The sequence below is a fragment of the Anaerobutyricum hallii DSM 3353 genome (genome assembly GCF_000173975.1).
In the GTDB taxonomy this organism is placed as follows: Bacteria; Bacillota; Clostridia; order Lachnospirales; family Lachnospiraceae; genus Anaerobutyricum; species Anaerobutyricum hallii.
This window is the reverse complement of the sequence record NZ_ACEP01000174.1, coordinates 1-19206: the sequence shown is the minus strand read 5'-3', so window position 1 is coordinate 19206 and position 19206 is coordinate 1. Positions and strand designations below refer to the sequence as shown.

15 protein-coding genes and 2 pseudogenes are annotated in these 19206 nt (G+C 39.2%); 5 read left to right on the top strand and 12 right to left on the bottom strand.

Annotated features, from left to right (window positions below):
• Genes EUBHAL_RS14455 through EUBHAL_RS14445 form a run of 3 tightly spaced genes read right to left on the bottom strand, consistent with a single transcriptional unit; the run spans window position 1 to window position 2876 of the window.
• A complete protein-coding gene (locus EUBHAL_RS14455) occupies window positions 1-681 on the bottom strand; it encodes a vWA domain-containing protein (protein WP_005351871.1) in 681 nt (226 codons plus the stop codon).
• Window positions 682-727: 46 nt separating this feature from the next.
• Window positions 728-1948 carry a serine/threonine protein kinase gene (locus EUBHAL_RS14450; protein WP_005351857.1) on the bottom strand — a complete coding sequence of 407 codons (1221 nt, stop codon included), beginning with the start codon at window positions 1946-1948 and terminating at the stop codon, window positions 728-730.
• Between the two features lies 1 nt (window position 1949).
• Window positions 1950-2876 carry a PP2C family protein-serine/threonine phosphatase gene (locus tag EUBHAL_RS14445; RefSeq protein ID WP_044923859.1) on the bottom strand — a complete coding sequence of 309 codons (927 nt, stop codon included), beginning with the start codon at window positions 2874-2876 and terminating at the stop codon, window positions 1950-1952.
• Between the two features lie 22 nt (window positions 2877-2898).
• Between EUBHAL_RS14445 and EUBHAL_RS14440 the strand changes: the two genes are divergently transcribed.
• A complete protein-coding gene (locus tag EUBHAL_RS14440; RefSeq protein ID WP_005351843.1) occupies window positions 2899-3690 on the top strand; it encodes a protein kinase domain-containing protein in 792 nt (263 codons plus the stop codon).
• Here the strand turns inward: EUBHAL_RS14440 and EUBHAL_RS17080 are convergent.
• Window positions 3680-3781 (bottom strand): annotated as a pseudogene (locus tag EUBHAL_RS17080) (DUF6783 domain-containing protein); the annotation flags it as partial. The gene EUBHAL_RS14440 and the pseudogene EUBHAL_RS17080 overlap by 11 nt on opposite strands.
• Between EUBHAL_RS17080 and EUBHAL_RS17075 the strand changes: the two are divergent.
• Window positions 3749-3901, top strand: a pseudogene (locus EUBHAL_RS17075) (DUF6783 domain-containing protein). The pseudogenes EUBHAL_RS17080 and EUBHAL_RS17075 sit on opposite strands and share 33 nt — an antisense overlap.
• Here the strand turns inward: EUBHAL_RS17075 and EUBHAL_RS14435 are convergent.
• From EUBHAL_RS14435 to EUBHAL_RS14405, 7 genes are all read right to left on the bottom strand, one after another.
• Window positions 3872-5074, bottom strand: a complete 1203-nt coding sequence (locus EUBHAL_RS14435; protein ID WP_005351841.1) for a penicillin-binding transpeptidase domain-containing protein — start codon at window positions 5072-5074, stop codon at window positions 3872-3874. The pseudogene EUBHAL_RS17075 and the gene EUBHAL_RS14435 sit on opposite strands and share 30 nt — an antisense overlap.
• Before the next feature lie 10 nt (window positions 5075-5084).
• Window positions 5085-6674 (bottom strand): FtsW/RodA/SpoVE family cell cycle protein, encoded by a 1590-nt coding sequence (locus EUBHAL_RS14430; RefSeq protein WP_005351839.1) that lies wholly within the window; start codon window positions 6672-6674, stop codon window positions 5085-5087.
• Complete coding sequence (locus tag EUBHAL_RS15050; protein WP_005351837.1) at window positions 6667-7566, bottom strand: FHA domain-containing protein; 900 nt, start codon at window positions 7564-7566, stop codon at window positions 6667-6669. Before EUBHAL_RS15050 ends, EUBHAL_RS14430 begins: the two co-directional genes overlap by 8 nt.
• Window positions 7567-7682: 116 nt before the next feature.
• Window positions 7683-9350: a hypothetical protein gene (locus tag EUBHAL_RS14420; protein WP_044923856.1), complete on the bottom strand. Its 1668-nt coding sequence runs from the start codon at window positions 9348-9350 to the stop codon at window positions 7683-7685.
• A complete protein-coding gene (locus EUBHAL_RS14415; RefSeq protein ID WP_005351833.1) occupies window positions 9269-11428 on the bottom strand; it encodes a hypothetical protein in 2160 nt (719 codons plus the stop codon). The genes EUBHAL_RS14420 and EUBHAL_RS14415 overlap by 82 nt, the downstream gene beginning before the upstream one ends.
• Window positions 11425-12852, bottom strand: a complete 1428-nt coding sequence (locus tag EUBHAL_RS14410) for a hypothetical protein (RefSeq protein ID WP_005351831.1) — start codon at window positions 12850-12852, stop codon at window positions 11425-11427. Before EUBHAL_RS14410 ends, EUBHAL_RS14415 begins: the two co-directional genes overlap by 4 nt.
• Window positions 12853-12867: 15 nt before the next feature.
• Window positions 12868-13458 carry a hypothetical protein gene (locus EUBHAL_RS14405; protein ID WP_135960950.1) on the bottom strand — a complete coding sequence of 197 codons (591 nt, stop codon included), beginning with the start codon at window positions 13456-13458 and terminating at the stop codon, window positions 12868-12870.
• A 324-nt stretch (window positions 13459-13782) separates the two neighbouring features.
• On the opposite strand from EUBHAL_RS14405, the gene EUBHAL_RS14400 reads away from it, so the two are divergent.
• Window positions 13783-14730, top strand: coding sequence for an AraC family transcriptional regulator (locus EUBHAL_RS14400; protein ID WP_005351829.1), 948 nt, complete (start codon window positions 13783-13785; stop codon window positions 14728-14730).
• Window positions 14731-15026: 296 nt separating this feature from the next.
• On the opposite strand, the gene EUBHAL_RS14395 is transcribed toward EUBHAL_RS14400, so the two are convergent.
• Window positions 15027-15947 carry a glycosyltransferase family protein gene (locus EUBHAL_RS14395; RefSeq protein WP_005351828.1) on the bottom strand — a complete coding sequence of 307 codons (921 nt, stop codon included), beginning with the start codon at window positions 15945-15947 and terminating at the stop codon, window positions 15027-15029.
• Window positions 15948-16369: 422 nt separating this feature from the next.
• Here EUBHAL_RS14395 and EUBHAL_RS14390 point away from each other — a divergent pair, with 422 nt between their 5' ends.
• Together EUBHAL_RS14390 and EUBHAL_RS14385 are read left to right on the top strand one after the other, a co-directional pair.
• Window positions 16370-17203, top strand: coding sequence for a helix-turn-helix domain-containing protein (locus tag EUBHAL_RS14390; protein WP_022169630.1), 834 nt, complete (start codon window positions 16370-16372; stop codon window positions 17201-17203).
• A gap of 260 nt (window positions 17204-17463) precedes the next feature.
• Window positions 17464-19068, top strand: a complete 1605-nt coding sequence (locus EUBHAL_RS14385; RefSeq protein WP_005351822.1) for a CTP synthase — start codon at window positions 17464-17466, stop codon at window positions 19066-19068.
• Window positions 19069-19206: the final 138 nt, after the last annotated feature.

The following is a 19206-nucleotide window of genomic DNA, read 5'->3' as shown; positions in this document are numbered from 1 at the left end:
CTATGCACCAATAGACACACCTTTCATCAAATCCTTTAATGGCTTGACTATATTGTCTAAAAATTCTGTACTCATCGGTTTCAATAATTTGTCAATTTTAATGAACATCGGAGAAGCCTCCTCATCAAGCTCCCCATCCGGCTTTACAAAACAAAAATGGAAATCTTCCTCACTCATTTCATCTGTTGAGAAAAAGATCACCTGTCCTACCGGATACTGTGTGTATTCCTCATAGTCATTACTTCCATACGCATCCGTAAATACCATAATCGCCTTATTTCTTCCCGAAACAGGAAACTTGCGCAGGGAAGTTCCGATTGCTTTATGCACCGATTCTTTTCCATCGTCCCCGCCGCCATACAGCTTGGTTCCTTTTAACTTTTTTAAAAATAAGGAAATATCTGAAGTAAAACTATCTCGTCCCTCAAATAAAACCGTTTCTGTCTCCTCACCATTTTCTTCATTTCTTATCAGTGTGAGTCCAATCTGCGGATATACTTCATATTTTGACAGGCACTCTAAAAAATGTGCAGCTGCATAATATACTGCTGGAAATACGGTATACATAGATGCCGTCGCATCCACTACAAAATCTAAATACAGTGTAAATGCCTGTTCTTTTTCTTTCTTAAAATTCTGTTGTAAGTCTAAAGGAATTTCTGGATTCCAACTTTCATTCATATTGCCTAACACTCCTGTCCTTTTGGTTTTATTTCTTTCTCAAAAATCACCGTTTAATCTGCAAAATTTCAATATTTGTTCCCGCATAAGTAAAGATGTCTCCCTCGCAGACTTCTTTCTCTTTTTGTTTCCTGATAATGTGGCAATCTTCATGTAAGATAAGTGCTTTTACCTTATCATCCATCCGATAAAATGATAAAATATGTCCGCTCATTCTTCCATTCTGGCTTCGTTCCTGCTTTGTACCAAATTCAATCGGAATAAAACGATAATTCTTCATATATGGACTATATTTTACATCACCGATACGGTAGGAAAAACGAATCGTTTTCTGCTCCTGTGGCTGTTCTAAAAATTCGGGAAGTTCAGGAAGCTTTCTAACAGACATAAGGTATTCTTTCATATCCTGAATCACTTCTTTTATACTTCCATATCGTTCTTCTTCTCTCGCTATCATCTTTGCAATAATACGGCTTAAACGATCATCAATTCCTGGCATCTCTTTTAACTGATAGGCGTAGTCATCCCCTATCATGTAATTCTTTATCTCATCATTTCCATAGAAATGATGCTTCCCTGTATAAATAAAATAAAGTACAAGTCCGGCAGAATAAATATCCATCTCCGGCCGGCAGATATAACTGTTCCAATATCTTGGATCGGCATATCCTGGCGTTCCTTTCTGTTCTCTCCGAAGCATGACAGTCACATTTGATGCATGAAGATGTACCCAGTCAAAATCAATAATCTTAACAACAGAACCATCCGGGGAGGCCAGTACATTCTCCGGCTTTAAATCTCGATGAACAATCGGATCCTGCCGGTACATAGACATATAATGATCTATTCCAAGCAGGAACTTCATTGCAATGCGATTCCTCACCTTCATTTTCTCATTCCAGGTATCTCCTGCAATCCCTCGGCCGCGCATCAGTTCTGATAGATCACTTTCTTCGATATATTCTACCAATGTAATAAAACGCTTGTTTTTCTCGTCAAGCATTCCTCCATAAATTCGGATAATATAAGGAGAATACAACTGTACCTTACTTTCTTTTTCTACATAAACCTGCTCAAGATCATTACAAAACAACACCTTCACAAAATACTTTTTACCTGTGCGGATGTCTTCGGCAATCATGGCCTGCTTACTTCCGGTGCGGTGACATTCTTTTAACATTTTTAAAGATACGACCATATTTTCTCCGGACCGTTCTCTGTCGCGAATCCATGTGAAAACTTCGCCCTCTTCAAAATAACAATTCATCTTACCGGCCTCCTATAAAACGGTTTTTAAAAAGTTTCTCTTTTAATGACAGCGGCTTCTTGCTCTTAGGAAGTTCTGTATAACAGCAGATATCTTCCTTTTTTTTCGACTGTCTGGTATCTGTTTTGGGAAACTTTACTTCGCTTTCCTTTTTGTTTTTTTCCTTTTCCTGATTTACATAAAGAATTGCTGTCTGATTATCCTCTTCCCCGCTTTCTCTTGCGCTCTCAAAAATCTGTCCAATCACTCTTTGCGGGCGCTCACAATCACAACATATCGTTTCGATTTCTGCTTTTGTAAGATCTCCGAACGCTCCGTCTGAGCCCATCAGTATTCCGTCAATCTCCTCTGCGGGAAACAGACGGCAATAGGGCTTACATTCCTTTCTCTTTCCAAGATAATCAAGCAGGCGATTCTTATTCTGATAATATAATACGGACCCTGCTGTTGTTTTTCCTTCCCTTACCATCTCTTCCGCCACATTCTGTACTTCACTGATAAGCTCAATTGTTCCATTCTTGATGCGGTATATTGGACTGTCCCCGCAATTTGATACAATAAATGTATCCCAGAAATGAATCACCGCAGACAAGGTGGTTCCTCCTTTGATTCCGGCATCCAATCCTTTCTTATACAATCCCTGATTTAACTTACTATATATTTCTTCAGAAAATTCCTGTAAAATCTCAATCTGCCGGTCTAAGGGATTCCCTTTAAATCGATCACTCATCAATGTCTGCAGCAATTCCTGATACCACAGATTTACTGCCGCCTCTGAATAATATTTACCCCCGGAAAGTCCGCCCATTCCATCTGCTACTACCATCGCTTTTACTACTGCTTCTGCATTCATATGAATCTCCATCTGGCAATAGCTGTCTTCATTCGATGAGCGCCGGTTTATTTCACTTGCAAAAAAGAAAGCCACCGTACTTCCTCCCTTCCCTCATTTGAAAATTTCTTTCCTTTATGATACACTGATTCACATAAAAAATCTACAAAAGGAGGTTCTCCATGTTTCCGAAATCGTTTTCCGATTTTACATTCTATCAGAAAAAAAAGATATTTTAATCTATAAAGCTGCTGATTCTAATCATCAGTATATTTTAAAGTGCAGCGAGAATACTACCCCTGCGCTAAAACAGGCACTCCTTGATGAATATGAGGGATTATCCCCTCTGTCCCATCCATCTCTCCCAAAGTATTATGGGTTCTGCGAGAATTTCTCATTACCAGAATCAAATACTCCTGTCTTTGCGCTTTGTATGGAGTGCTGTGATGGCTGCTTATTGCCTAAACTCGTACCATTTTTGGCTTTAGAAGATCTATTATATCTCCTGCTTTCTACTGGAAAAGTGCTTTCTTATCTTCTCGAGAAAGGAATTCTTTATACGGATCTTCATCCGTCCAATGTACTTATAAGAACATTAGACGGGCATCTGGCAATCACTTTATTAGACTTTACTTACTGTTACTACTTCCTGAATAATCCAAATCCACCATATGAGCTGCGTTTTTCTTATAATCTTTCTCCTGACTTAAAGGGACAGCAGATGTTGATTCAGGAACTTACTTACTTTCTCCACGCTCTTCTTGAAATAAAAGAGCAACAGCGCACAGGTAAAAAAGAACCCCTTCCTTTTTCTGTGTGCATGCTTCTTGAAACGGGAAATCATCCACCAGAGAATCTCTCCCTTCAAGAATTCTTAATTATGATTCAAAAATGCTTCCTTAGTTTCTAGAGCGTGTTTGAAAAATGCTTTCTGCAAGATGTGCGTTACAATTTGTGGGAGATTTTACCTGAATGAGGGCGGCGTAGCGGGCTACGTCAACTGAATGAAGGCAAAATATACCGCAAATTGGGGCGTGCAGATTGTAGGAATGGTTTTTCAAACACGCTCTAGAGCTTGTTTGAGAAATCCTCTAATTTGCATCAAAAAGTGTATTGTATAAATCTTCTACCACTGGTGCAAGTGTTTTTCCAATTTCCGTTGTCTTTAAACGATTTGCAACGATGACATACTGCGGATTATCTGCCGGTGCAAATGTAACAAGCCATGCGTTGTTCGTTCCATCTCCCCGCTCCGCAGTTCCTGTCTTCGCAGCAATAGAATATTCTTTCTCTCCTACTGTGGACATTCCATAAGACTGTGCTGCAGCCTTCATTGCTTCTTTAATCTCCTGCGCAGTATCCGTATCCATTGTCTCTACTAACTTTTCTGACTTGCCTTCCGCTGTTGTCTGCCCTTTTCCATTGACTACAGATTTAAAAAGATATGGCTTTAACATTACACCATCATTTGCAATACTCTGTGTAACCATCGCCATCTGAAGGGGTGTAACAAGAGTTTCTCCCTGGCCAAATGCTGTTGTCGCAACAACATTATCTTCATAACCCTTTAAATCAAAGTTAGAATGGATTGTTGCAAAATCAAGAGAAATGTCTTCCCCAAGTAAAAAGCTTTTTCCTGTCTTATAAAGGCGAAGGCCGCCAAGCTTTAACGCCCGGTTCATAAAGTACACATTAGAGGATTTCACAAACCCTTCCCGGAATGAAATACTTCCATAGGCTTTACCACCATAATTTCGTATTGTCTGTCCATTTACCGTAATTGAACCAGTGTCTTCAACTTCTTCTCGTTCAATACCTGCTTCTACGATTTCTTTGGATGTGATTAATTTAAATACGGAACCTGGCGCTACCGGATTCTGGTATGCATTGGAGAGGAATACTCCTTCTTTTTCATTGATTTTTTTCCACTTATCTTCAATCTCAGACACATTAAAAGATGGCGAAGATGCTAACGCTAATATTTCTCCTGTCTTTGCATCAAGAACTGCAACAGATCCTTTATATTTCTCAATGTCCTTATATGCTCTTTCCTGCAAAGCCGCATCAATCGTAAGAGAAACATCCGCACCTTTCTTTTGCTTTGGATTAGCCCCGCAATTGCTGTGAACAAGTTCTTCATTCATCGTCTTTTCTACACCGTATGTTCCATAAATCTTGGACCAGTAACCAACGAGATTAGAAAAAGCATAGGGATGAGAGTATGTGCGTGCTCCGCCCGGCTTTTGTGAAAATGCAATCGTATTTCCATTACGGTCTAAAATAGATCCTCTCACATATTCTTTCTCATATATCTTTGCCTTGGCCTGACTCTTCTTTTTGTCCGCTTCTTTTGATACGCCCGGAAGCAGCGCGGAAACTCTCACGAGAGAAATGATCATTAAGATGACGCAGATAAGCGTGGCACTTTGCAGTAACTGCGTTCTCCTTAAAAAATTTATCCTGTTCTTCTTCATCTTCTACTGTTCCTTTCCATTTGACATTACTTGACACCGCTACGATAAGTCCCACGATCATAAAGCTGATCATAAGTGAAGTTCCTCCGCTTGAAATAAATGGCAGCGTGATTCCGGTAAGTGGGCACAGCCCGGTACTTCCAGCGATGATAATTAATGTCTGGTCAAAAAGCATAAATACAAATCCCGCGCCAACTGCTCTGTGATAGCGGTCCTGTTTTCTTACAAAAAGTCTTACTCCCTCAAGCCACATCATAATAAATACAATAAATACAAGCAGTGCAAATATCATACCACAACGCTGAATCAGTGCTGGATAAACGAGGTCACTCGTCTTAACCGGCAGCTCTGTCACAGAAGAGGTTCCAAACCACCCTCCAAGTACGATAGACTCTTTCGCTTTAAGAAGCTGATATCCAAGTCCTAAAGCATCCTTTTCCGGATGCAGCCAATAAATAAAACGATTCGCTATCTTGTTATAATTTGAAAGGAAAATCTGTGCCAGTTTGTTCGTTCCAAGAAACACTCCTGCACTATTCCACTTTGTAATCTGTGCTCCTATAACAGAAAGTCCGACAGAACCTGCTGCCATGACGAACACCGTTCCGATAAATACCTTTATATCTGGAACGAATAAAAAGAGGAATGTTAAAAACAGCATAAGAATCAGAAGCATGGTTCCAAATTCACTCTGTAATGCCAAAAACAATACTTCTAAAAATGTTACAGTATAAAAAGCCCGTATATTCTCCTTATCCGGATTCGCCTTTGTTCCTAAAAGTCCTGCCGCAATAAATACATATAGAAACTTAATAAACTCTGTTGTCTGTAAAGAAACACCACCTATTGTAATCCAGTTTCTTACGTTACCAACACTCTTTGCAAGAACAAGAGTTGCTGCCGACAGCAATAAGGAAAACCAAAAGAATATTCTGCATACCTTAATCGTCGATAATTTAAAACGCTTCAAACACTTTATAGAAGCAATATTTCTGCTATTTATATAAATGAACGCTGCCAAAAGAGCCATCACAAATCCAAGAATATACTGAAACTGCAATGATGTTGCCGGATTATGTGTCGCATAATACTGCGGATTCTTTAATACCTGCTCTTCTTTAAAAATACATTGCAGCATCGTTCCTACCGTAAGAAGTAACAAGGTATAAATAACAATCTTCTTATTTCCGTGTATCACAGAGGTAAAAAACCAGGATAATAACGTAATCGCAAGTAAGATTCCTATCATATCAAGATAAATCTTTCCTGCGCCTTTCGCCTGCACAAAGATAAAGGCCGCTGCCTGCATCAACAGCAGGGCAAGAACCGGACTATTTTTAAAGGAATAAAATGCTCTCTGGATTTCCCATACCACCCTTTCAAAAGAAAAGGCTTTTGTTCCAGTATCATGCCTACTCATAGCTTCCCTCCGCATTTTTATAAAGTCTTGTAGACTGGCTTCTTCCGCCCTCTACCGCAATCTGAAATTCTTCATTTCCAATGTAAACTCTTAAACCATCTGACAATGGAACCTGCCCTGTCACCATTCCATTCACATAAAGCTTATTCATCGTTCCCACATCTTCTAATAGATAACGTCCGTCTCTCTCAATAATGCGGCAATGATTCCTTGCTACACATAAATCATCCAGTACTAAATCATTACTTGTACTTCTTCCAATTGTAAATGGAATCTTATTCACGCGGTACCGCGCCATAACTCTGTGATTGGCATCCAGCTTCATAAGCGTAATTCCCGTTGTTTCTCTCTTCTTCATCGGAACAATCTTGCCACTTTCGTCTTTATAATCCTGCCCTACGCTGCTTTCTTCCGGCTGCATTCTCTCCTGGCGCTTTCGTTCCTGCTCTTCATAGTCATATAACCAATCTGTGTTAACTCGAATACTCTCTCCATCATATCCGTCCTGCTGAGATTCTTCTTCATATTCCATCTCTGAGAAATCATTCTTCTTTGGATATTCTTCGGCATACTGTTCTTCCTCTAATGCCTGTTTTTCTTCTTTTTCTTCACGTAACTCATACTCTTCAGGTTCGTTATCCTCATCAACCAGAATTCCTTTTCGTTTCTGTTTCTTTTGTAACTTTTTCTGTTCTTTTTCTTTTTGAACTTCTAACTTCTTTTCCTCACGTTTTTGCTTAATTTCCTCCTTCTTTTCCTGTCTTAATGCCCACTCATCTACGAAGTTCTCTCCCTCCTCGGAAGCCTTCTTTAGATTCTTATTCGAACGTATTAAAACAAGTACAATAAATGCAATTAAAATAACTACCCCAATCTGCGAAATAATAGACATAAATATAGCTCCTGCCTTTCGTTATTTTTAAAAACGCTGCTGCGTTCTTACCAATCACTTTCAACAGGAGCATACCATAAATAGTGCCTTTATTCAAATATTAGCTTTCTGAACTTTTACTGATTCTTTCTTACTTTTGCTACTGCTTCTACCATAGAAGACAAGTCGCTTTTCCATCCATCCTCTTCTTCTCCAAGAACTTCCGCCAGGATAGAAAGAAGGGCTTTTCCATCCAGATTATTTTTTATAAATTCTTTCTGGATTTCTTCCACATTCTGCATGCCATTCTCTTTCTGGTAACATTTACCTGTCCAGATTGAATATAAAGTTGCCGCATAAAAGTACATGTCATTACGAAGGAAATCCTTCGTAAAGCGGCTAGGCCGTCTCACATAACAATAGTCCTCAAACTTTTCCATATCAAGAGCATCCGGTACATAGTTCTTTTCAATCAAAAGAGCTGGAATTTCCTGAAACTCAACTTCCTGCCAGTTATCAATTCCCTCTTCCATATATTCTGCCGCACTCTTCTTAAAAGAAACATTTTTCTTATTGCGGTTCATATCATCAAAAAGCAGTTTATCTTCCATTGCAAAACGGCAGTAGCCGTTCTTCTCATACCCAAATTCTCTATTCTTTTCATTTTTTAAGATTTGTCTGCCGATACAGAAGGAAAACCACCATTTCTGTGCAGCTGGAAGTTCATAAACAGAATTATATTTCCGGCATAAATCTTCCTCGATTTCATAGCCTTTCTGGCGCAGTCTCTCTGATGCAGATTCAATCATAATCCAGATTTCCTGGCTGTTAGCCACTGAATTCGACTTGTATCTGGCAATCATTTCGATAATGACTTCTGCCGGTGTAATGCCAAGAGGTTCCATCTGTGCCTTTGCAAGTAATTTCTCAATGGATTCATACGTTGGCTGCAAGGCAATACAGAACCGCAGCAGCCATTCTCTTGTAACAACTGCTTTGCCTGCTCTTATCTTTGAAAACTGTGCTTCACAGTGAAGACAGCCAATATCTCTTAAAAACCAGGCAGCCTTATCATAGTATCCATATTCTTCCTCAATAACTTCTTCAAGACACTGGCCAAACTTCCTTGTTCCATCCTTAAACTCATCTTTGTAACTTCGAATGAGTTCATAGAATTCCTCTAATGTCTTCACTTCAGAAAGCATAACCCACAAATCCATCGTTGCAAGGCTTCTGCTGTCCTGCTGTATATTTTCTTCTAAAATGTCTTCAATATGTGCCCGGACATCTTCAAAGGCATCAATTGGAAAAAGTCCATTAATCAGTGCAATCCACAAAGCATCATCAATATTCTTACAGTAAAGTCCATATCCCATATAGGTTTCCAGAAGGATGTGGTTAATTTCCTCTAAATTCATTTCAAATGCCATACCAAGTGTGACATAGATATCCCTGGATGATGGCATGGAACCACGAAGCCATGCCCCGATTGCCTGTCTTGTCACAGGTACATAAGAAACTGTTCCCTCTTTCTTCTTTTCTACACGGTGAAACACCTTTTTTGCCAAAGATGTATTGCTGTAATCAAAGGCATCCATTTTTTCCTCTAAAAATCTGGAAAATGGAATTTTATTTTTCTGCCCTTCTGCCAGCCGTTCTTCTATCGCATTCATAAAAGATTCTATCGTATCGTCTGCTAATCTTTCCATAACTTCCTCTTTTTCTATCTGCCTGCATGTGCCGATTCTTCTTCCATCTGACTTTTTTCCTTTTTCAGGCGAAGGAGATTCACTACCTGAATACATACCGTAATTACTCCCAAAATAATAAAATAGTACAGTCTCACTTTTTGCGAACGGAAAAACCAGGCCGCCGCTTCAATAATCCAGCCTTCTACCAGACACAGGCCAACTACCTTCCACAGAGGATAACTCGCCTTTCTCTGAATAATCACAGCCTGATAATTTAGCATGAGAAGAACCCACATGCCCGCCATACCAAGTGCAATCTTCCAATGGCCAATCATTAAAGAATAATGAGATAAGTACATGATACAACCGGTGAGAAATCCTTGCGGGAATCCCATAAGTAAAAATGGAACTGCCGGTCCTTCCTCTTCTAAGCTGTCCTCTACTGCCTCTGCCTCCACATTCTCTATCTCCGTGCCTGTTTTTCTCGCTTTTTCTTTCTCTGTTTCTGCTGCTTTCTTATACCGTCGTCCCATGTCACTGTCCTCCTCACCACTGTCTTTCGATTGTCCGCCTTTTTTTATTCTATGTGTTCTGTGTCCGCGTTCCTGACGAAGCACCATTCTTGTTTCCGGCCGGTATCCGCCGAGCATTTTCTCCACATAACACGCTGTATCTAACTGCTTTTTATTAAAGAGCGCTGCATGTTCCTGTAGCTGCTTTACAAAATCCTGAAGAATCTTAATCCACTGCTCCCTTCGGTTCAAATGAATCGCTATTTTATCGAACAGTTCAAACCGGTCTTTGTCAAAAAGTTCCTCATTCAAAAGGCCGATTCCTGTACGAAGGATCTCATCTTTTTGTTCTCCTGGTACTTTCTCCTCATTAAAATCTTTCACATACTTATACAGACTTTCCATGTCCCTCGCATTCATGCGAAACAGACTTTTTCCATAATCAGATAGCTTCTGATTCGCCAAAGTTTCACATAGAAGGCTGGTATAAATATCCTTATTTTTCTCTCTGATCACAGCAAGAAGTGAGGCAAACTCTACTTTATCTTCCTCAAATACCTCCCCTAACACTCTGTCGATTTCTTTTAAAATCCGCTCTCTTGAGCGTCCTGTCATGCCAGTTAAAAGATTCTCTATATATTTCTGTCTTTCTTTTGCTGAAAACTTATATTCCCTGATTTCTTTTAAAATATCTTCTGCTACATATTCTAATGCTTTGTCTTTACATACCCAATATAATAGTTCTGGAAAATTTTCACTTAAAATTTCTATGCTAAGTGCACTCTGTCCATGCTTTCTTGCAATATCATAGAAAATCCACTCTACTTTCTTAAGAAGATTTCCGTTATCTCGAACAGTCTTTAAATACTTCCCAGCCGTTTTTTGAAAATCTCGATAGATCTCGTCTTCTTTTTGGCTTGCCTGTGCAAATCCATTATAAAAATACTGATCAAGGGCTGTCTGCGTGTTCTCCCAATCATTTCTTTCAGATTTTTCAGAAAGGTTAAAATACTTTGTTCCACATACTTTCTGTGAAAAATAGAAAGAAACGGATGGGATTGCCTCTCTTGTAAAGGAAACATATCCTGCTCTTTCCCTTGCCGGCTGCGGCAGCAAGCTGTGAATTACATACATCAAACGCTTTGCTTTTTCTGCAAATTCTTCTTCTTTCCAATCCGGTGCCACAATATTAATTCCCTCAGAGTGTCCCGACAAACACCAAAAGACTACCTGCATAAATTCAGGCAGTCTTGACATAAGATTCATCTCCTGCAAGATATCTTTTCTATGAAATTCCGGTTCTTCAAGGAATAACGGCTGTAAATAACCAACACTCTCTTCCTCTGCCCATTCCCCTCCCGGTGCAAGATAGGCTACTGGATTACTTTCAGGAGCCTTGGGCTGATAAATTCTAACTCTCTTATTCTGCCGCTTATCCTCTCCCGATTCACATGGAACAGAACTCATCTTTACAAAACCACAAACAGAACTATAAACAAGTTCATCTACTTCTGTTTTTCCAGTCTTATCTATAACAGCTGCCTGTGCCAGCTTTTCAAGTTCTCTTAAATAGGCTCTGTCTTCCGGCATGGAGGAAGCAGTAATTCCCCAGCCAAGTTTATTCCCGGAAATGCAATGATTCGACCACATATACTCATGTATTAAATATTCTGTCTTCATTCAAGCCACCCTCTTTCCTGCATGAACTTCATCATCATCCACAGTATTGGTTCCTCTGTTCGAATCGGCCGTACTCTTCCTACTGTTTTCACTTCCTTTTGTGTTCCCTCCATCGTCTCCTCTGTCTCACAGCCAAGTGCTGATACTGCAAAGAGACCACTCTCTTTGTAATCTGCAAGATTACGCTGCAGACGGAACACTTTCTGATCAAAAATCTGTTTTAATATCTCCTGTCTTAAAAAATGATGATCCATATTCATAAAGCCATAAGATACCTGCTTTCTCTCAAATAAAAGACTGCTTCCCCTGTATTCCTTTATCTCTCCAAGTTCCTCTAATAAATCACTCTTTGCGATAGTAAGAGCCATATACTTCTGCTTTAATTCATGATCTCCAAGAACAGAACGAATAGAATCTAAAACGGTGTCTGCCTTTCTCTCATAAAAATACTCGTCACTCATCGTATTCTCCATCATGAAATCCGCCTGATCCATAACCTGCTTTCCATTCTCATTACTCATTCTCTGAATGGACATCTGTTCTTCCTTCCCCATGACATAAAGTTTCTCTAATACTCGCTCCTCATCAGGAATCTGTTTATTAATGAGAGAATGTTCCAGATGCATCTGCGCTGGATCTACCAGGCAGATAAATCCATCCATATGCCGGACAAATCCTGTTCTTCCTGTACCTGCACTGTCTCTGATAAGCTCTCCCGCCACATCATAAATTGCCGTAAGCATATGCAGATTCTTCTGTCCAATCCGATAGGTCACTTCCAAAAATACCGGTTTTTTAAAAGCCTTACTTGTTGACTCCGGACAGATTCCATACCGCATAAGACGGTCGGCATTCCGCTCCATCTCTATCTTATAATCATCATTTGGATTGCCATAAGCATTACGAACCGTAAGATTCTGTCTCTGCATCACATCAAATCCATTCATCATTAGAGAACAAAGATACACGGTCTTACCAGAAGCGACACTTCCTGCAAGCCCGATCATCAACATCTCATATTTAAAAAAGTTCTGTGGAAGTACATTATGACAGTGCGGACAGACCATCGTATTGGAAAAAAGGGTAACCGCTCCCTCTTCCACATGAAACGTATATCCACAACTATCCGTATCAAAGCGTTTCACGGCAAGATCTCTTCCGGCCGCTGTCAGTTCCTGATTCAGTTCTGTCATAACTTCATTATCTATAATAATTCTCTTTGCATCGATTTGTTCTTCCGGGATTCCCATAGCGCTCCAGAAATACAAATACGCCGTATCTGTCTTATAAGAAAATACTTCATTTAACGCTGGTGACTGAAATCTTACCCCGTCTGTTCTTAAAAGAAATCCTGCATCCTCATTTGAAATATTACGGAAACAGTAAGGACATTTCTTCACCCGTATTGTTTTTGTCTCCTGCATCTGTATCTCTCCCGTCTAACATCTTTTCGTTGCTTTAATCGAAATCTCGTGTTTTGATTCCAAAATAATATAATACTTGACATCCTGCTTTATGACCGCCTGCTTTGTCGGAACACCCTGTCCTCGCGAAAGACCTGCCTCGCGAATCTCAAATGGCTGCTGTTTCGAAATAACCGTCAGTTCTTCTGGATTATCGCAGGCACAGATTTCCAATCCCTGATCTTCGATATAATAAGTAAACTCTTTACCCGACGGATGCTTTCCATACATAAGAATATTATCAAGCGCCACCTTATCCCTGCGGATTCTTCCATCTGGACAAATCGCTGCACAGCCACCAAAGGCGGAACCATGCGTAATCATAAAGTCCATGCCAAATAAGCGGTCTTTCTGCTTCTTTTCTTCTTCCTGTCTCTGCTGCCGTTCTTCTTCTCTCTTCTGACTCTCTAATTCCGAAACTTGCCCGGCATAATCCAATATGTATTTTTCCTGTTGCTGCCGACCACTCTGCCGCTTCCACTGAACGACTCCGACCACCGCCATTAATGCCGCAATCACAAGCCCGGCTTCCATTGTAAAAGTAGAAATCAACTCTTTACACCTCATTTTTATTCATTATATGCAAAAAGAAATCTTTTTTATTCTCCTTGCCCTTATACGATTATAACAGAAAAAAAGCATTTCTCAAAGAGGGTGATTTATTGGTTTTTACTAGAGTGTGTTTGAAAAATGATTTTTTAAACACACTCTAGATTTCCACAAAAAAATATTATAAAATAATAAATATATGTAACGACCTTACTTTACGCAAATATCCTAATTCATTCTGCGTAGTTATATAACATATATTTCTGAATAATTATCATAAATACTATTTTGAATAATCAGCATATAACACTATAGAAATAACATAGAAATGAGGACTTTACTATGGCTCTTGAATCATTACATCTGAAAAAAGAATTTGAAATACGGCAGCTTACTTCTCTCCACTATTTTGAATATAAAAGTGACTTTATTTTTAAAAGTGAGTATCACGATTACTGGAAACTTCTCTATGTGGAGGATGGCTCTGCCGAAATCTCTTTTTCCAACAAAAAACAGGCACCTGTCACTTTGCAAAAGGGTGAACTTTTCATCCAGTCTCCAAATGAATACTACTCTTTTAGGGCCTCCTCCGGCAATATTGCCGTTCTATTTACCGCAGGTTTTTACAGTGATACCGCAAATCTTTCATTGCTCGCCAACAAAAAGCTTGTATGCCAGAAAAAAGAGACCGAGTTATTACAGGCACTCGCCTTAGAAGGAAAAAACAACTTTTCTCCAAAAATCAACCCAGCATCGCCTGCTGCCCTCGAACGAAGATATAACCAGCCTTTCGGCGGTGAACAACTTATCGGCATTTACCTTGAAATGCTCCTCATCAGCCTAATGCGCCAGTATACTTCTTCCGAAGAGAAAAAAGAAACTCCATCTGAAAATACAAAAAAAGACGCTTCCGCTTCTCTCTTAAAAACAGATTCTATTCTTTTCAACCGAATCACCGATTATTATGAGGCACATATCACCGAACATATTAAGGTAGAACATCTTTGCAAAGAATTTGGCATAGGCCGCTCCCATCTACAGAGAATTTTTCGTGAACAGACTGGCTATGGAGCAATCGAATACTTTTGCCAGATGCGAATCAGTGCCGCCAAACGGTGCATTCGGGAGAATCGTATGAATCTGACAGATACCGCTGCCTCGCTGGGCTATACCTCAATCTATTACTTTTCAAAACAGTTTAAAAAAATCACGGGAATGTCTCCATCACAGTATCAGAAGATGGTGCGAAGTTCTAAGAAAGACCCTCTTTATGAACAGAGAGAGCTTTGATTTTCTTTGCAAAATAGACGAACCCGGAAAATGAAAAAAGATATATTTGTGACTTTAGTCGCTGCAGGTTGAATGTTCGCTCATGCGCTCGCATCCAACCTTTGCTCCGAGGCCACAAATATATCTTTTTTCATTTTCCGGGTTCTGATTGTGGTTGCTGAAGTAAATTCAACAGCTGTCTCTATCAAAATATTCGAGGAGTTTTATAGAACTTCGCATTTAGACGATTTGTTGACTCTCCAGACACTTTTGATTTTACTACTGTGGCGTCTCCCCTGCCTGCGTCAATCAGAGTCCTAACTCCACAGTTCCTCCGGATACACTCCTTGTTGTTTCATCTCAGAAATTGCATCCATTACTGATTTTTTATCTTCTTTATAAGTTACGCCATACCATTTTTCAGCGGATTCCATCACCTCTACAGTTGCGCGTTTTTCTTTGAGCAGTTCTTCTACTACGCTTGGAAGGAAGTATTCGCATTTCATAGGGTTTTCTTTTAATCCTTTGTCTAAAAATGCAGGGAATTTGTCCTCAAGTACTTTTAAAAATCCTGGTGTGAATCCCCAGCAGTTCATGGAAACTGGTGTTTTGTCTGGAACTGGTGTCCAGGTTGCTCCGTCATCAAGAGTAAAGGCAGCTTCTGCTCCTCGTTTTTCAATCCTTGTTCTTTCTGTGATTTCTTTTAAGTAGTGGTTTTTGTCTACCTGACATACGCCTCGGGATACATGACCATTTTCTGTGATAGTTTTTTCGATATGAAATGCAATCATAACATAGCGGTATAAATCATCATCTTCATGTGTTGTCAGATAATCATAGAGCATCTGAAATGCTTTTGGCCCATAATAATCATCGGCATTGATTACGGCAAATGGGGCATCTACCACGTCTTTACAGCATAGAAGGGCATGACCTGTTCCAAATGGTTTTTCTCTTCCTTCTGGCACCTGATAACCCTCTGGCAGCTTATCCAGCTCCTGAAAAACATATTCTACTTCCATAAATGGCTCGATTCGTTTTCCAACGATTTCCCTAAAGTCTTTTTCAATGGCATGTTTTATAATAAACACTACCTTTTTAAAGCCAGCTCTTTTTGCATCATAAACACTAAAATCTAAAATCGCATGTCCCTGTTCATCTACTGGATCCATCTGCTTTAATCCACCATAGCGGCTTCCCATTCCGGCAGCCATTACAATTAATACTGGTTCTTTCATTCTTTCTTCCTCCTAAAATATATCATGCCCTCTCGGAGTCTTTTTGTTCCTGCTTTTGTGAAAAGATTTTTTATCAGTTATGTCTAAATTTTCGAAGTGTATACAGTTTATACTTTGATGAAATTCAGGTACATCTGACAAAAAAACGGCTGCAAAAGCACATGTAAGAAAGGCTCTGAATAGTACATCTAAATTATAAAAAAATTTAAGCTAACTTTTTCATTTTCCCATAAAAAAAGTCAAACTTCAATCAGAATTTATATTATTTTTATAATTATTATGGATTTATCCCAAATGTTTATATTTCTTTCGTTGAGAACGGTAAAAAAAGACAATATAATATAATTATCGACATTTGATATTTTCATCACAAGCAATCATTATGCAAAACGAAAAGTCGTAAATCAAAAAAGGAGGCAGTTATGACGCAAACAAGGTATACTTTACAGCAGCATCATGTTAACCTAAAGTCATCTGTAAAATTGTCGCATGTCAATATGTATCATTGCGAATCCCCTGCTTCAAACATCTTTCCGGGGCATCCGTATTCAAAAATTATCTTTATTCAAAAGGGACAGGGACAATTTTATTTCGGCAATCAATTTTTACCGGTTCGAGAAAATGATTTATTACTGGTGAATCCTGATAAGCAGAAATTTTCTGTTGACGTTCGGGAATCCCCTCTCGATTTTGTGATACTGGGGATTGAGAATCTATCTTTCATTGATGACACCAAACAGTGCATCCCTCCATTTACCAGATTATCATTTCCTTCTGATACCTGTCAGCATTTAATGCATATGCTGATTCATGAGTTAGAAAAGCATTCTGAGTTTTATGAAGATGCATGTCGGTATTACCTGAATCTTATTCTTATCGAAATTCAGCGAAATACCAACATTCATTATGATTTTCCTTCTAAAGAAAAAAATAATCGGGACTGCAAGTTTGTCAAAGAATATTTGGACAGCCATTACACAGAAAATATCACTCTTGATATTCTCTCAAAAGAAAGTAAGATGAACAAATATTATCTTGTTCATTCTTTTACAAAGCACTTTGGCTGTTCCCCAATCAGTTATCTCAATGACAAACGAATTGAAGAAAGTAAGAACCTACTTGAAACAACCAATCATTCTATTGCAGCCATTGCTTCTATGATTGGTTTTTCCTCGCAATCTTACTTCTCACAATCTTTTAAGAAAAATACTTTTATGACTCCGAATGAATACCGGAGGGCTTCACGGCAGATTTAAACCCCATAATTTCATTGTGCATCGCATAATAAATTGAAATTATTTTATATATTATATAATCCGGGTATCATTTTCTTTCAGCATATCCGGATTATTTTATCATTTTCTACTTTTATTTTCTATTTTGACTGCCCATTTTACTTTTTTCCCGTCACTTTTGGTCATTATTTTTTCGTGTTTCATCTGGAAAAAGCGTTTAAGTTATAGTATAATGATATAATTAATGTAAAAACAGTATCTAATATAGGAGGATTTTATCCATGCCAGTAAAATACGTATTCGTCACAGGTGGAGTTGTTTCCGGTTTAGGAAAGGGTATTACTGCTGCTTCCCTTGGACGTCTTTTAAAAGCTCGTGGTTATAAAGTAACCAGCCAGAAATTTGATCCATATATCAATATGGACCCAGGTACAATGAACCCAATTCAGCACGGTGAAGTTTTCGTTACGGATGATGGTGCTGAGACAGACCTTGATCTTGGACATTATGAACGTTTCATTGATGAGAAGTTAAATAAGCAGTCCAATGTTACTACCGGTAAAGTATACTGGAGCATTCTTAACAAAGAACGCCGCGGAGATTTCGGTGGACATACTGTACAGGTTATCCCACACGTTACCAACGAGATCAAGAGCCGTTTCTATCACAATGAAGACGCTTCTGAGACAGAAGTAGCCATCATCGAAATTGGAGGAACAGCTGGCGATATCGAAAGCCAGCCATTCTTAGAGGCCCTTCGTCAGTTCCAGCATGAAGTAGGACACGAGAACTGTATCCTCATCCATGTAACTTTAATTCCTTACTTAAAGGCTTCTGGAGAATTAAAGACCAAGCCTACACAGGCAAGTGTAAAAGAACTTCAGGGAATGGGAATTCAGCCAGATATTCTTGTATGTCGTTCTGACCTTCCTTTAGATGATGATATTAAAGCCAAAATCGCTCAGTTCTGTAATGTTCCAAAGAAACGCGTTATCCAGAACTTAGATGTTGATATTTTATATGAATTACCACTCGCTATGGAAAAAGAAAAACTTGCAAACGTGGCTTGTGAATGTCTCAACATGGAATGCCCACAGCCAGATTTAACTGACTGGATCGACATGGTTAATGCATGGAAACATCCAAAACATAAAGTAAAAGTTGCCCTCGTTGGTAAATATGTTTCTCTCCATGATGCTTATATCAGTGTAGTAGAAGCATTAAAACATGGCGCTGTTGCTAACAATGCAGAGGTTGAGATTAAGTGGGTTGACTCTGAATTAGTAAGTGATTACAACGTAGACAGCTTCTTCTCTGACGTAGACGGAATCATCGTTCCAGGTGGATTCGGTGACAGAGGTATCGAGGGAATGATCTGCTCTATCCGCTATGCCCGTGAACACAAGATTCCTTACCTTGGACTTTGCCTTGGTATGCAGCTTACTATCGTAGAATTTGCTCGTAACGTTCTCGGATTAAAAGATGCACACAGTCATGAATTTAATGAAAACACAGCGAATCCTGTCATTCATATCATGCCTGATAAAGAAGGCATCACTGATTTAGGCGGAACACTTCGTCTTGGTTCCTATCCATGTATCCTTGACAAACACTCCAAAGCATATCAGCTTTATGGTCATAAACAGATTGAAGAAAGACATCGTCACCGTTACGAAGTTAATAACGATTACCGTGAAGTACTTCAGGAAAATGGAATGATGCTTTCCGGATTCTCCCCAGATGGACGTATCGTCGAGATGGTTGAAATTCCTGAGCATCCTTGGTTTATTGGAACACAGGCACATCCTGAGTTTAAATCAAGACCAAATAAGCCACATCCTTTATTTAAGGGATTCCTGGCTGCTTCATTAGCACATCAGAAGTAGGTGATTTTTTAGGGTGAGAAACCCGTTAGAGATAGACAATTCCTTGTTTGTGGCTTTGGTCGCTGTGAGGGGAAGTCTTCTATAAAAAACCGCCCGTTAAAAATATTGATTTTGACTCAGTTGTAAAAATCAATATTT

Excerpts from the sequence above, each read along its gene's own strand:
- EUBHAL_RS14420 (WP_044923856.1), bottom strand. The coding sequence starts at position 9,350 with ATGTATTCAGGTAGTGAATCTCCTTCGCCTGAAAAAGGAAAAAAGTCA.
- EUBHAL_RS14415 (WP_005351833.1), bottom strand. The coding sequence starts at position 11,428 with ATGAAGACAGAATATTTAATACATGAGTATATGTGGTCGAATCATTGC.
- EUBHAL_RS14410 (WP_005351831.1), bottom strand. The coding sequence starts at position 12,852 with ATGCAGGAGACAAAAACAATACGGGTGAAGAAATGTCCTTACTGTTTC.
- EUBHAL_RS14390 (WP_022169630.1), top strand. The coding sequence starts at position 16,370 with ATGACGCAAACAAGGTATACTTTACAGCAGCATCATGTTAACCTAAAG.
- EUBHAL_RS14400 (WP_005351829.1), top strand. The coding sequence starts at position 13,783 with ATGGCTCTTGAATCATTACATCTGAAAAAAGAATTTGAAATACGGCAG.
- EUBHAL_RS14430 (WP_005351839.1), bottom strand. The coding sequence starts at position 6,674 with ATGAGTAGGCATGATACTGGAACAAAAGCCTTTTCTTTTGAAAGGGTG.
- EUBHAL_RS14455 (WP_005351871.1), bottom strand. The coding sequence starts at position 681 with ATGAATGAAAGTTGGAATCCAGAAATTCCTTTAGACTTACAACAGAAT.
- EUBHAL_RS14395 (WP_005351828.1), bottom strand. The coding sequence starts at position 15,947 with ATGAAAGAACCAGTATTAATTGTAATGGCTGCCGGAATGGGAAGCCGC.
- EUBHAL_RS14405 (WP_135960950.1), bottom strand. The coding sequence starts at position 13,458 with ATGAGGTGTAAAGAGTTGATTTCTACTTTTACAATGGAAGCCGGGCTT.
- EUBHAL_RS14450 (WP_005351857.1), bottom strand. The coding sequence starts at position 1,948 with ATGAATTGTTATTTTGAAGAGGGCGAAGTTTTCACATGGATTCGCGAC.
- EUBHAL_RS14385 (WP_005351822.1), top strand. The coding sequence starts at position 17,464 with ATGCCAGTAAAATACGTATTCGTCACAGGTGGAGTTGTTTCCGGTTTA.
- EUBHAL_RS15050 (WP_005351837.1), bottom strand. The coding sequence starts at position 7,566 with ATGTCTATTATTTCGCAGATTGGGGTAGTTATTTTAATTGCATTTATT.